Annotated in this window: 10 protein-coding genes and 1 pseudogene; 10 read left to right on the forward strand and 1 reads right to left on the reverse strand. The window is 45.5% G+C overall.

Translation table 11 applies throughout. From position 1 onward, the window contains the following. Nucleotides 1-98 precede the first annotated feature (98 nt). The 3 genes and pseudogenes from KQX66_RS31605 to ppsA all read left to right on the forward strand — a co-directional run bounded on the left by KQX66_RS31605 (nt 99) and on the right by ppsA (nt 4,303). Nucleotides 99-911: a GNAT family N-acetyltransferase gene (locus tag KQX66_RS31605; RefSeq protein ID WP_216797528.1), complete on the forward strand. Its 813-nt coding sequence runs from the start codon at nt 99-101 to the stop codon at nt 909-911. Next, nucleotides 896-1,088: pseudogene (locus KQX66_RS38765) on the forward strand (hypothetical protein); the annotation flags it as partial. The gene KQX66_RS31605 and the pseudogene KQX66_RS38765, both read left to right, overlap by 16 nt. Before the next feature lie 596 nt (nt 1,089-1,684). Next, on the forward strand, nt 1,685-4,303 hold the full coding sequence (gene ppsA, locus KQX66_RS31615; protein ID WP_216797529.1) for a phosphoenolpyruvate synthase: 2,619 nt from the start codon (nt 1,685-1,687) through the stop codon (nt 4,301-4,303). Nucleotides 4,304-4,460: 157 nt separating this feature from the next. On the opposite strand, the gene KQX66_RS31620 is transcribed toward ppsA, so the two are convergent. Next, entirely contained in the window at nt 4,461-5,303 is an 843-nt protein-coding gene (locus KQX66_RS31620) for an SMP-30/gluconolactonase/LRE family protein (protein WP_216797530.1), read from the reverse strand. Between the two features lie 482 nt (nt 5,304-5,785). On the opposite strand from KQX66_RS31620, the gene KQX66_RS31625 reads away from it, so the two are divergent. The 7 genes from KQX66_RS31625 to KQX66_RS31655 all read left to right on the forward strand — a co-directional run bounded on the left by KQX66_RS31625 (nt 5,786) and on the right by KQX66_RS31655 (nt 13,439). Then, nucleotides 5,786-6,817: a Cfr family 23S rRNA (adenine(2503)-C(8))-methyltransferase gene (locus KQX66_RS31625; RefSeq protein WP_216797531.1), complete on the forward strand. Its 1,032-nt coding sequence runs from the start codon at nt 5,786-5,788 to the stop codon at nt 6,815-6,817. Nucleotides 6,818-7,342: 525 nt separating this feature from the next. Next, nucleotides 7,343-8,227: a carbohydrate ABC transporter permease gene (locus tag KQX66_RS31630; RefSeq protein WP_253957569.1), complete on the forward strand. Its 885-nt coding sequence runs from the start codon at nt 7,343-7,345 to the stop codon at nt 8,225-8,227. Between the two features lie 12 nt (nt 8,228-8,239). After that, on the forward strand, nt 8,240-9,109 hold the full coding sequence (locus KQX66_RS31635; RefSeq protein WP_216797535.1) for a carbohydrate ABC transporter permease: 870 nt from the start codon (nt 8,240-8,242) through the stop codon (nt 9,107-9,109). Between the two features lie 13 nt (nt 9,110-9,122). Next, nucleotides 9,123-10,295 (forward strand): efflux RND transporter periplasmic adaptor subunit, encoded by a 1,173-nt coding sequence (locus KQX66_RS31640; RefSeq protein ID WP_216797537.1) that lies wholly within the window; start codon nt 9,123-9,125, stop codon nt 10,293-10,295. Between the two features lie 217 nt (nt 10,296-10,512). Beyond that, on the forward strand, nt 10,513-11,658 hold the full coding sequence (locus tag KQX66_RS31645; protein WP_216797538.1) for an ABC transporter substrate-binding protein: 1,146 nt from the start codon (nt 10,513-10,515) through the stop codon (nt 11,656-11,658). Between the two features lie 34 nt (nt 11,659-11,692). Continuing rightward, entirely contained in the window at nt 11,693-12,325 is a 633-nt protein-coding gene (locus KQX66_RS31650; protein ID WP_216797540.1) for a DcrB/PsbP domain-containing protein, read from the forward strand. Between the two features lie 157 nt (nt 12,326-12,482). Continuing rightward, the gene (locus tag KQX66_RS31655) at nt 12,483-13,439 is read left to right on the forward strand and encodes a 3'-5' exoribonuclease YhaM family protein (protein ID WP_216797543.1); all 957 of its coding nucleotides are present in this window, start codon (nt 12,483-12,485) and stop codon (nt 13,437-13,439) included. The last annotated feature ends 48 nt before the right edge of the window (nt 13,440-13,487 follow it).

A 13,487-nucleotide genomic window follows, 5' to 3' on the forward strand; every position in this document is an offset into this window, starting at 1 on the left:
CCGTTTTAATGGTTGAAACCGCTACTTTTTTGTTATGATGCTGGCGCTGATGTAAACCTTAAAGGAAAGAACGGGAGGCTCTATGAGGTGACTGGAAATTGAGATTGCCGGTAGTTAATGAAGAATTGGCTAAACGAATACAGCAATCTGAAATCGACTATTTTAGCTCCAGGATCAGCTCAATCGGCGAACGAAGCGATAACCCAGAAGGAGTCGAAATAAAGAAAGTTGGTAATTCTATTGCCTTCTATATCAAATCAATGCCCTGGGGCTTGTTCAACTCGGTCAAGGGTTTCTCAGAAGATGACATAGATAGATTAGAAGAAGTCATTAACTTCTATCGAGAAAGGGAACGAAGATTTCAATTAGAAATAAACCCTATCGGTGTTAGTCCAAAAATGTTCAGACATTTATCCGAGAGGGGACTGTTCCAAGAGGGATTTCACTCTGTACTCTATGGATTACCGAGTAAGGAAGCACCTGAGCTCCCACCCAAAATAAAAATCAATCAAATTAATCATGAGACAGATTTTGACCACTTTGCAGGTGTACATTGCGTAGGATCGGGTATGGATATCGCTCATAAACACCACTTTGTAAACAACAACGTAGGTTTGCTAAACCGCCCCGGTTGGAAGTTATACTTGGCATATTGGAATGAGAAGCCAGCTGCTGTGGCTGTAATGTATTGTAGCGGCAGCATCGCATCATTCACGTTAGCTGCAACAGCGCCCGAATTTAGACGGAACGGTTTACAAACTTCTCTTTTGAAATGGCGGATGCATGAAGCGTACAGAGCCGGCTGTGAACTTGTTGTTGCACAAGCGAGTTTTGGAAGCCCAAGTCAAAACAATATGGAACGGGTTGGTATGCAAATTGCCTGGACAAGAGCAGTTTGGGTTCCACATTAAATGAGAGGGGAGTTAATCAATGTCCCACAGCCTTGCTCCTCGAACAAGAACCAGGTTTACTTAATGCCGCGGGATTGGAGTGATTGGGAAACGGCCCTTGGTGCAGCTGCACATATGGGAAAGCGTGATATAGCGCTTCACTTATTGGAAAAAGGGGCCCGACTCGATCTATTAAGCTTGATATTGTGAAAGTATTATTCCATTAATCACTTTGTTTGGGAAATACAACAAGACGAGCGGGCCACCACAAGGGCGCTATCCGCATGGGGGGAGAATTATGGACAATGTTGTTACCTTTACTAATTTTAGACCAATATATATTTTCTTTATCATTATTCAAGCTATTTCATTGATAATCGCCATCTCCCAGATAAAACATCATAAACCAATAAATGGATCTTCAATAGTGAGTACCTCATTTATTTGTTCAGCCATATCCACTTTTTTGACGTATCAAATAGGTATTCTTTCTGATGAATTAGTAATCGGTGGCGATCCTGTTTCCTTTAATATGTTTATAGTAGTAGTGATAATGTCGGTAGTTAATTTTCTTGTTGTTCTCCGTACCAAGTAGCGGAAAATCAAAAAAAGAACCTGGGCAGTTTTATCAGGTTCTTTTTATATTGCATATAAACAAACATGGTGATATAATCAGATGACGACTGTCCCTAGTTATACGGTCACAGTTGTTTCATCCTACACTTTAAGTGTATCACGCCGGTAAACTCTTGTCAAATGTTTTTTCACATTTTAATGTTTAGGAGAGATGTAGAATGAGTTCTTTGGTTCTCGATTTTCAGGAAATGGAAAAAACGCAGCTTTTGCTCGTTGGCGGAAAAGGGTTAAATTTAGGGGAATTATCGAAAATTGAAGGAATACAAGTACCGGAAGGATTTTGTGTTACAACCGTGGGATATCAGAAAGCCATCGAACAAAACGAAGCGTACCATGCTTTGTTGGATCGACTAACAACGCTCAAAGTTGAAGATCGAGATCAAATCGGTGAAATCAGCAGGAAGATTCGACAAAGCATTATGGACGTAGAAATTCCTTCCGATGTTGCGAATGCAGTTGCTCACTATCTCTCCCGGTTTGGCGAGGAACATGCTTATGCAGTGCGCTCTAGTGCGACTGCTGAAGATTTACCGCATGCCTCTTTTGCCGGTCAACAAGACACCTATTTAAATATCATCGGCAAAGAAGCGATCTTGCAGCATATCAGCAAATGCTGGGCTTCCCTGTTTACGGATCGCGCGGTAATCTACCGCATGCAAAACGGATTTGACCACAGTCAAGTTTATTTATCCGTTGTCGTTCAAAGGATGGTTTTCCCACAGGCTTCGGGGATTTTATTTACCGCTGATCCAGTTACCTCCAACCGAAAGCTGCTATCCATCGATGCCGGTTTTGGACTTGGAGAAGCACTGGTCTCCGGTTTGGTATCTGCCGATTGTTATAAAGTACAGGAAGGGCAAATCGTCGATAAGAGGATAGCAACCAAAAAATTGGCTATCTATGGACGAAAAGAAGGCGGAACAGAGACACGGGAGATCGATCCTGATCAGCAAAAGACTCAAACACTTACTGAAGAACAAATTTTACAATTAGCACACATCGGAAGACAGATCGAAGCTTATTTTGGTTGCCCGCAAGATATCGAATGGTGTTTGGCCCACGATACATTTTATATTGTCCAGAGCCGGCCAATCACGACTTTATACCCGATCCCTGAAGCGAATGATCAAGAAAATCACGTTTACGTATCTGTCGGGCATCAACAAATGATGACTGACCCTATGAAACCATTGGGATTGTCTTTTTACCTGTTACTAACTCCCGCGCCCATGCGTAAAGCCGGCGGAAGGTTGTTTGTTGATGTTTCACTTATGCTGGCTTCACCTTCCGGCAGGGAAACTTTAATAAATGTCCTGGGAAAAAACGATCCGCTCATAAAAGATGCATTGACGACCGTTATAGAGCGGGGAGATTTTATAAAATCGATACCGGATGACAAGAAAGAACAGAGTCACGGTAAAAGCAATGAAGGTCCGGCGCCTGCGAATTATCAAACACTAAACGATTACGATCCGACAGTCGTTTCTGATTTGATTAAGCGAAGTGAATCATCGATCGAAGAGTTAAAACATAAGATCCAAACGAAATCAGGAGCGGATCTATTTGATTTTATCCTGGAAGATATCGAGGAATTAAGGAAGAGGAAGCTATCTGATCCACAAAGCTTTGGTGTGATTATGACTGCTATGAATGCTTCATCATGGATCAATGAAAAAATGATGGAGTGGTTGGGTGAAAAAAACGCAGCAGATACGCTGTCTCAATCTGTACCAAACAATATCACTTCGGAAATGGGTCTGGCTCTAATGGATGTCGCAGATGTGATACGTCCTTATCCGGAAGTCATTCATTATTTACAACATGTAAAAGATGATCACTTTTTGGATGAACTGGTTAAATTTAATGGCGGACAGGAAACCCGAGACGCGATCTGTGCTTATCTCAACAAATACGGCATGCGATGCGCCGGAGAAATCGATATTACCAGAACCCGTTGGAGCGAAAAACCAATTACACTTGTCCCCATGATTCTGGGTAACATCAAAAACTTTGAGCCTAATGCCGGAAAGCGGAAATTTGAGCAAGGGCGACAGGAAGCTTTGAAAAAAGAACAAGAGTTATTGGATCGATTGAAGCAGTTACCGGATGGCGAACAAAAAGCCAAAGAGACAAAACGAATGATCGACCTAGTCCGGAATCTCATTGGATATCGAGAATATCCAAAATATGCATATATTAATCGCTACTTCGTTTATAAGAAGGCTTTACTGAAAGAAGCCGAACAACTCGTACAAGCAGGCGTTGTTCGTGAACAAGAAGATATTTATTACCTCACTTTTGAAGAGCTTCACGAAGCCGTACGCACCAATAAATTGGATTACAAGATCATCGGCAAACGAAAAGACGAGTACAAGTTATATGAAAAACTAACGCCGCCACGTGTTATCACGTCTGATGGCGAAATCATTGCAGGCAAGTACAAACGAGAAAATCTCCCAACTGAAGCTATTGTAGGTCTGCCTGTTTCTTCCGGAGTGATCGAGGGGCGAGCACGTGTCATCTTAAATATGGAAGAAGCCGATCTGGAAGATGGAGATATTTTAGTCACCGCGTTTACTGACCCTAGTTGGACACCATTGTTTGTATCCATCAAAGGCTTAGTCACCGAAGTTGGCGGACTGATGACCCATGGAGCCGTTATCGCGCGGGAATATGGCTTACCAGCAGTTGTCGGGGTGGAAAATGCCACCAAACTGATCAAAGACGGACAACGAATTCGCGTGAATGGAACAGAAGGGTATATCGAAATATTGTAATGGCTGAATTTGCAGATCAAAATGATGAAGATCTTCGAATATTGCATTGATTGGGGGGATTACAAGGGGGGATAGATCAGGCAGGCGACTCAACTGCGGTTGAGTCGCCATTTTTTGGCGGATGCAAGCGACGAAGCCAACTGCATACTCGTTATCGCTAAACCCTTCTATGCAACAAACTCCAACACCTTCCAGGCACATCGGATTCAAACATTTCAATGCTTCCAGTATCAGCCATTGTCACGTAGCAGGTTCTTCCATCAGGTCCCCCAAATGTAAGGTTGGTACAGTTTTTACCCATAAGGAAAATTTCGCTTAGTAAAAGACCATCAGGGGAAATCTTCGCCACCACACCTTTGCCAGGGCGAGTAACAAACAAGTTGCCTGCCACATCACAGCGCATGCCATCAAGTTCAAAATCACGAAACTCTACCAATAAGCGTTTATTACTCAATTCATAAGTGCTTGATAGATCATATACCCATATTCTTCTTTGCAATGATTCATTTACATATAATTTTTTACCGTCAGGACTAACTTCAATTCCATTCGTCGTTCCCATATTCCTTTCTAATAATTGCGTGTCTCCATTTGTATGAATGCGCCACAATTGTCCCTTATTTTGTTGGATCCAGTTGGGGTCACTAGCGAATAAAACACCTTGTTCGGTTATCGCTAAATCATTAGGCTGGTTCATTGCAGGGTCATGACCATGTACACGGATCTCTTTCGTTTCAAGGTTAACGGCGAATATATTATGCTTTTTAAAATCTGCGATGTACATAGTTCCATTAGGGTCAATACGTGTCCCGCATCCGATACTGCCCGTAGGCAATTCAACAAAGACACTGCTTTTTCCATTTGGGGTTACTTTGCCAACCGTGCCATCTCTTTGAAAATTAACGGCGTAAATATTCCCGTATTTATCGCATGAAGGACCTTCTATTTTGCGTGTAAATCCATCCGTTAGAATTTTGCTCTTAAATAGCTCAAATCGCATGGCTAAAATCTCCTTTCCTTAAAAAAAGGATTCACTTTAGTATGTTTATTTTCCGCCAGTCAAAAAAGTACGTTAAACACAAAAAATTCAATTTGAGAATCTGGCCTCGGATAAATCAGTTAAATCTGATTTTGAACTTGATAAAAACTGGATAGGTATTAGAAAATGTTTCTTGGGAGATTGAACAAACGGAGTACGATGGTTTGAATAATTACAGCGAGTTTTGCAAGCATCAGCATTTCTAGGAGGATGAAAGCGATGAAGATTGAGGTTGTAGATGATTATGTGAGCCGGTTCTTGTTAGGCGAAGCGGTTCACAAAAAAACAAATCGGTTGCCGGAGGTTTACCAATCTATCGACAGGTGCACGTAGCGATCTGTCTGCAAACGTATGCGCTTTTTTCGTATAGTTGGTTAATGACGTGTCAAAGCGCCAACGGACGGTTGCTTTTTTACGGTTTTCTCCGGCGGTAAGGAGAAGACATGAGACTACCCTCGAAATATGAAATGATTCGGCGAATGTTGTCCGACTTCAAGCAGCCCGAGTATCGGTATGCTCAGATTATGGACGCGATTTTCAAGCATAACGTCGGTGAATACGAACGGATGACCATTTTGCCCAAATTGTTGCGCGACGAGTTGACCAGGACGCTTGGTCCGAACGTCTACAGCATCGTTCCGGTAAAGGAACTCACGTCGAAACAGGTCAGCAAGGTGCTGTTTGCCATTGCGGGCGACGAACGTGTGGAGGCCGTACGACTTACCTATGAGCAGGGGTGGAAATCATATTGTATTTCCACGCAGTGCGGCTGCGGATTCGGGTGCAGGTTTTGCGCCACCGGTACCATCGGCCTGAAACGCAATCTGACCGCCGACGAAATTACCGACCAATTGCTGTACTTTCGCTTGAACGGCCACGCCTTGGATAGCGTCTCATTCATGGGCATGGGGGAGGCGCTCGCCAACCCGCATATTTTTGATGCAATCACGATTTTGACCGACCCGCACCTCTTTGGTTTGGGACATCGACGAATTACGATTTCCACTATCGGCCTGTTGCCGGGGATCGACAAGCTGACACGGGAGTTTCCGCAGGTCAATCTGACCTTCTCGCTGCATTCGCCGTTCGACGATCAGCGAAGCGAGCTGATGCCGATCAACGACCGATACCCCGTCCGCGACGTGCTGAAGGCATTGGATCATCATATCCGGCATACAGGGAGAAAGGTGTATATTGCGTATATTCTTCTTCGAGGAGTCAACGACTCGACGGCGCATGCGGAAGCAGTTGCCGAGTTGTTAAGGGGAAGGGGACCTGGGGAACATCTCTACCACGTTAACCTGATTCCATTCAATTCGTCCGAAGTTACGCCAGACAGCTATCAGCAATCTGATCCCGATCGGATTAAAGCGTTTGTTCGGATTTTGAAGTCAAAGGGGATCAGCGTCACGGTCCGAACTCAATTCGGATCGGACATTAACGCGGCATGCGGTCAGCTATACCGTTCCGAATAATCGATGCGGAAATTAAATTTATTACCCGGACGCAGCGGGTCTGCGACTGGAAAGAGAAACGGCTGCCATGAAGAGGGCAGCCGTTTTGATTTTCACCACGCATGGCGATTAACCAGGCGGTGAAAGTCCGCAAGGGTGTCACTTTAAGAACTTGAGAATGTATCGAAAGGACAATTAGGAATAACAAACAACTGCAGGAGCGGATTCTTGATTCAGAGGATTCGCTCTTTTTCATGCAAAAGGAATTGAAAATGTCGGGTGACAAGAACTTGATCTCATTGCGGATTTTGTACGCCAAGCCCTGATTGACGAAAAAACACAAAGATCGGACCAAAAAAAATAAGAAAAGAACCGAACCTTTTTCCGATACAGTGACAATATAGTGTGTAAGCTGCTTACTCAGGCGTACCCTCCGGCCATTAACTCATTATAACGAACCGATAGAAAAGATGACGAGGATCAAATCGCAGCAATTTCACGGTAATGAAAGCTGGGATTTATCCGGTCCGAAGGAGGGAGGTGAAAATGTCGTTGGGTTTGCGATTTCAGCGCTTGATGCACAAACAAGGTGTAATAGCTATGGGCTTTTTGGCGCCGAGCGTGCTTGGCTTCTCCCTATTTTATTTAATCCCGTTTGTGATAGGCATTGTGTATTCGTTTATGGATAAGACGAGCGGAGGCGTGTTCGTCGGCTTGGCTAATTATGAGACGGTGCTGGGCAGCGGCTCGTTTCGCAAGGCGGCATTGAACACATTGTGGTTTACAGCCGTTGGTGTGCCTCTTCTCATCGTAGTGTCACTGGTTCTGGCGTTGCTATTGAATGGAAATGTATATTTCCGACGTTGGATACGAACAGCTTATATTTTTCCGCTCGTCGTACCGGTCGCCTCTGTGGTGATGATTTGGCAAATTATATTCGACTGGAACGGTTCGCTTAATGCGTGGCTTTATGGTCTGGACTGGGGGCGGATCGACTGGATGAAGTCAGAATGGGCAAGAGCTGTGCTGCTAATTGTTTATTTGTGGAAGTACGTCGGTTACAACATGATCCTGTTTCTGGCGGGATTGCAGGGCATTCCGAAGGATTATTATGAAACGGCCGATCTGGAAGGCGCCGGACCTGTTCGGAAGCTGTTCAACATTACGCTCGTCTATTTGACCCCAACGATGTTCTTCGTCGTTCTGATATCGATTATTAACTCGTTCCGTATTTTCCGAGAAACGTACTTGATTGCCGGAAACTATCCGCACGATAGCATTTATATGCTGCAGCACTATATGAACAATATGTTTATGTCATTGGATGTACAAAAGCTAACCGCGGCGGCCGTTCTTATGGTCATTTGCATACTCGCCATCGTCTCCGGCATGCTCTCGCTTGAACGGTGGTTCAGGCGATTCATGGAATGAAGGGGGAGGGAGATGAACGTTTTTCATAAAACTGCACGGTCGCTGTTTCTTTTAGCGACTGCGTTGATCATGATGTTGCCGCTGGTCATTCCGGTCACGAATTCGCTTATGAGCGAGAAGGAGATCGCAAGCAATTATGGCTTCATTGGCAAAATGCTGGACGCAGGATCTGGCGCCAGTGACATATTTGTTAATTTAAAGCTCATACCTGACTGGGTATCGTTCGAACAGTACGGGAAAATACTGCTGGAGACGCCGATCTTCTTGAACATGTTCTGGAACTCTGTGTTGCTGGTTGTACCGATCATAGCAGGACAGGCCGTTGTCGGAGCGCTTGCCGCATACGCTTTTGCCATGCTGCGATATCGGGGAAGGGAAGCGTTGTTCATGGTATATTTGATGGCTATGCTAATGCCTTTTCAGGTAACGCTTGTCCCAAACTATATCATCGCTGACATCCTGGGGCTTGGAAACAGTGCCGGCGCTATTATCTTACCAGGCATTTTTTCCGCATTCGCAGTGTTCATGCTGCGCCAGTTCATGCTTTCCGTTCCGTATGCTTATGTCGAGGCGGCCATTATGGACGGTGCATCGCATCCATTCATTTTCTCCAGAATCATCGTCCCATTGTTAAAGCCGGGGATCGCGGCACTCGTCATTTTGCTGTTCGTGGATTACTGGAATATGGTGGAGCAGCCATTGATTTTTCTCGATGATGCCTTTAAACAGCCGCTATCGCTGTATTTATCGCGCATTCAAAAGGAGGCGGTAGGGGTCGGCTTCGCCGCATCGGTCATGTATATGTCGCCGATTGTCCTCTTGTTTCTGTATGCGGAGTCTTATTTCGTACAAGGTGTTCAGCTTTCCGGTATTAAGGGGTAAGGGGGAATGGTGTGTGGAACCGGGCGATGAAAAACAAACACTTGCAGGTCACCAAAAAATGCTCCGGCTGCTCATCATTGTATTTATGAGCGTAACGCTGATTCTTACGTTATACAGCAATACGCTATGGACGATGAATCTCCCCAGAGTTTGGACGGAGACCGGGAGACAAGGCCAGCTTGTTCAAAACTTTCGGGCCAGCGGAACGCTGCGGCCTGCCAACGAGATCGAGCTTTCAAGCACCCAGGGATGGACTGTAAGCAGCGTCCTCATTAAAGCAGGAGACCTGGTAAAGAAGGATCAAGTGCTGGTCACTTATGAAAATCGGGCCGTCGATAGCCTTCTGCAGGATGAGCAAGCGATGCTCGCACAGATGAGGCTAGAGCTGGAGGGGCCGAAGGAGCGTTACGTCGAAGCGATAAAAAACGACGACGATTCGGGTAAGCGCACCGCCAAACGGGAGATTGAGATCGCGCAGCTGAAAATCGGCGTTCAAGAGAGAAAGATAAGCAACTTACAGCAGAATATTGAAACCAATCGGCAAATCGTCGCGCCATTCGACGGCGTAGTCGCCAAGGTAAATGCAGTCCAGGGCATGCCATCTGCAAAAGATAGCTTCGATGTGCGTCTATCCAACACGAGCTTGGGGTACCAGGCTGCATTCCTGCTTCCCGTCTCAGCGACCGAACAGCTGAAGCCCGGCGATAAGCTTAACGTGAACGTAAAAAGCCGCAACGTCACCAAACGAGTGGAAGGTACGGTTGCGGCAATGGAATATTCCGATGCTAATGTCGGAGCAGCCTCTCCTATGTCACCGATTGAAGGAGGTGAGCAGCAGAAGGCAACGGCCACCAGAACCAGTCGCCTGCTTGTGACGGTGCACGGAGAAGAACTGCAAGGTGGCGAGCAAGCAAGTGTACATTTAACCGTTACATCGGCTGAAAAGGGCGGCATGCTTTTGTCGAACAAGGCGATCCGTCATGCGAGCGGTAGCCCGTACGTTTACGTAGTGGAGGAGAAAAAAGGACCGCTTGGCAACACCTACCACCTCCGCAAGACGGAGATTGAAACAGGCGATGCGAATGACAGCGAAACCGTCGTGCTAGCCGGTGCATCTCCGAATCAAGCAATCGTCGTCGAAAGCAGTGAACCGCTAGTGGATGGGCAGAGAGTCAGAATGAAGTAGAGCATATCCATACTAGAGTTTTTTGAACTCGCCATAATAAACGAAAGAAGGGTTTCTTTTGAAAAAATGGTTGACAGTACTCAGTTGCGCAGTACTAGCGCTTTCCTCAACAGCATGCTCCAGCGGGAGCGATAAAACTACGAATAATGATACCAAGGAGCGCAAAAAAGTTGTTCTATCCGTGTATGAGGCGAGCGATTTCTACAAGCAGGCGAAGATGAAATTCGAGGAAAAGCATCCGGATCTGATGATTGAAATAAAGGAGTATGCAGCGGAAGGCGGGAGTGAGGAGGGGAAGCTTGAGAAATATGTTCAAACAACGAATACGCAGCTTCTTTCCGGTAAGGGAGCCGATTTGATCGATCTGGACGTGAGCGGGCTGCAAGTCGGGAAGTACGTCAACAAAAACGCGCTCGTCAACCTGAATGAATTTATGAACAACGATAAGTCGTTCGATTCGAACCACTATTATATGAACATTTTTGAACATGTCAAAATGAACGGCGGCCTTTACGCTCTGCCAACACGATTTTTCCTCGATACATTGGCCGGGGATTCCGGGGGCATCAAGAAAGCAGGAGTCCAAATTGACGATAAAGATTGGACGTGGAGTCAGTTCGCGAAAGCCGGAAAGCTGCTGAATAGCAAGGAGGGTCGCTATGCGATGGGAAATACGCCTCCTGAGCAAATGCTCGGCTATCTCGTTGCGGACAATTATTCGACACTGGTCGATACGTCCAAACGCAAAGCCGACTTTTTGTCGCCGTTCTTTACCGACCTGCTTAAGCAGGTGAAGACGATGTATGACGACAAAGTGATTACAGCGAGCCCGGTCAATTTCGGGGATGCTTATTTTTATCCATCTCTACTCATTTCACCGGAGGATTATTTTACAGGGCCTGCGCAATTTTTTGAGCAAGGAAAAGTGTATTCGAAGCCGCATGTGAACGGTCAGAAGTCGGGAGTTTCGTTCCAGGGGAACAAGTCGATCGCTATGAACGCGAACTCGAAGGTTAAGCCGGAAGCTTGGGAGTTCATCAAGTTTCTGCTGTCCGAAGACGTTCAAGCACAGCCACGGCTGCAAGGGTTCTCCGTGAACAAGTCGGTCAATGAGAAGATATTGGGGGAATTGGCCGCTAAAGGCTCGGCGGCGACTTACTCAGGGACAGAAGTTCCTGTATCTGCTGAGGGCATTCAAACGCTGAAGCAAATGATTGCGGGCGCGAATATTTACATTACGGACGACGGCAAGATTCAATCTATTATAGCTGAAGAAGCCAAGGCATATTTCAGCGGACAGAAATCAGCCGATGACGTAGCCAAGTTGATCCAGAACCGTGTTACGACTTATATCAACGAATAAATCCCACAAGCTCACAAAGAAAGGAAGATCCTCAATGAAAAAATGGATGACATTCTCCCTGCTTGTTGTATTTACAGCCACGATGACGGGTTGTTTTGGAACCGAACAAGGCACGATGCCAAGCAAGGAATCAAGCAAGATGATCGATGGGCAACAAACACAAACCCAAGCGTCTACAACACAATCGTCCCCTGCGTCCCAATCGCCGAAGCCTGATACTGCTGCGGTTGCAGACGGCAAGTCTGAAACAAAGCTTTTATTTTCCGAACAACTGGAAATTTTGATTCCAAAAGAGTTCAAAGAAAAATCAAACAAAACAGGGGAGGTTATCTATAAGGATAAGAGCGAAGAAGTGACGATTAGGATCCACCATGATCCCGAACAAACGACAACGGATCGAAATATGGATCCACGTTTTTTGCAGAAGCTTGCTGCCATTATGAAAGAAAATTATACAGACGCCAAGCTGCTCCGTGAGGAAGTGATTAAAGTGAATGGCAAGCAGCTTATTGTTGTCGAAGCGGATTCTAAAGATAAATACGCCCTGAGATCGTGGGGATTTTTAAACGGAGAGTTTTTGGAAATCGAAATCACTTGCCCGGTAAAGAAGAAAGCGGAGTGGCAAGCCGTTGCAAACGATATCGTGAATTCGATCAAGATGAAGTAGCAGTCGCGTCACCAGCCACTTTCGCAGAAAGTGGTTTTGTTTTATCTGAAGATAAAGTCGATTCAATGACTTAATAAGCCGAAAGTAGTTCTAGAAGGCAATAAGGCGTATGTTGTCGAATAACTCATAAACCACATTGGTAAGGAGCGACAATACAGTGACTTTGATTAGAACTTTTACTGAGGGTGACGAAATCATCGGATTTTATTTGCTGAAGAAAGCCGATATAAAGCAAACCAATTCAACACCTCCGAAAGATTATTTTGATATTGTCTTGGCTGATACTAGCGGAGAAATCCCGGCGAAGCTCTGGGATGTTTCTCCTGCCGATAAAGAGACATACTTCCCGATGATGCTGGTGAAAGTGCAAGGGCTCGTTCAAATGTATCGTGAAAAGCCTCAGATGAAGATTAACCGAATTCGCAAGGCAACGGAAGAGGATGGGTATACGCTGACGGACTTTATCAGATCAGCACCGATTCAACCGATTGATCTGGTACATATGATCAAGCAAACGGCAGCAAGCATTCAGGACAGTGACCTTAGAAGCGTGGTGGAGTTCTGTATCAGCAAGGTAGAAGAGAGGCTTATGCATTATCCGGCTGCGAAGGGAATGCATCATGCTTACTATGCAGGGCTGGCTTATCATATTTGTCGGATGCTTGAGCTCGGTGAATTTGTGGCAAAGCAGCGTCCTTTCCTTAATCTCGATCTAATCAAAGCCGGCATTATACTGCACGACATAGCGAAGCCTGAGGAGATGAATGCACAGCTCGGGATTGTGACGGATTATAGCTTTAAAGGGAAGTTGCTGGGACATATTTCGTTAGCGGCAAACTGGATAATTGAAGCTGCTATTGCTTTGGGCATGGACACCTCGGATGAGAAAATCGTTATACTCCAACACTTGGTTCTTTCTCATCACAATCTCGGGGAATGGGGCAGCCCGGTGCAGCCGCAAATACCCGAGGCCGTAGCGTTGCATTATATCGACACACTGGATGCAAAGCTTCAGGCTGTTGAGGATGCGTTAGATTCGCTGCCGGATTCGGAGGAATGGACGCAGCCACTTAAGATCATTGAGAATAAACAAATATATCGGATGAAAAAATAAACGATTTTTTCTATGGGTACATTAGAAGTCGCATGTCATGCGGCTTTT

Origin of the sequence: Paenibacillus oleatilyticus, from assembly GCF_018998565.1 — a bacterium.
In the GTDB taxonomy this organism is placed as follows: domain Bacteria; phylum Bacillota; class Bacilli; order Paenibacillales; family NBRC-103111; genus Paenibacillus_G; species Paenibacillus_G oleatilyticus.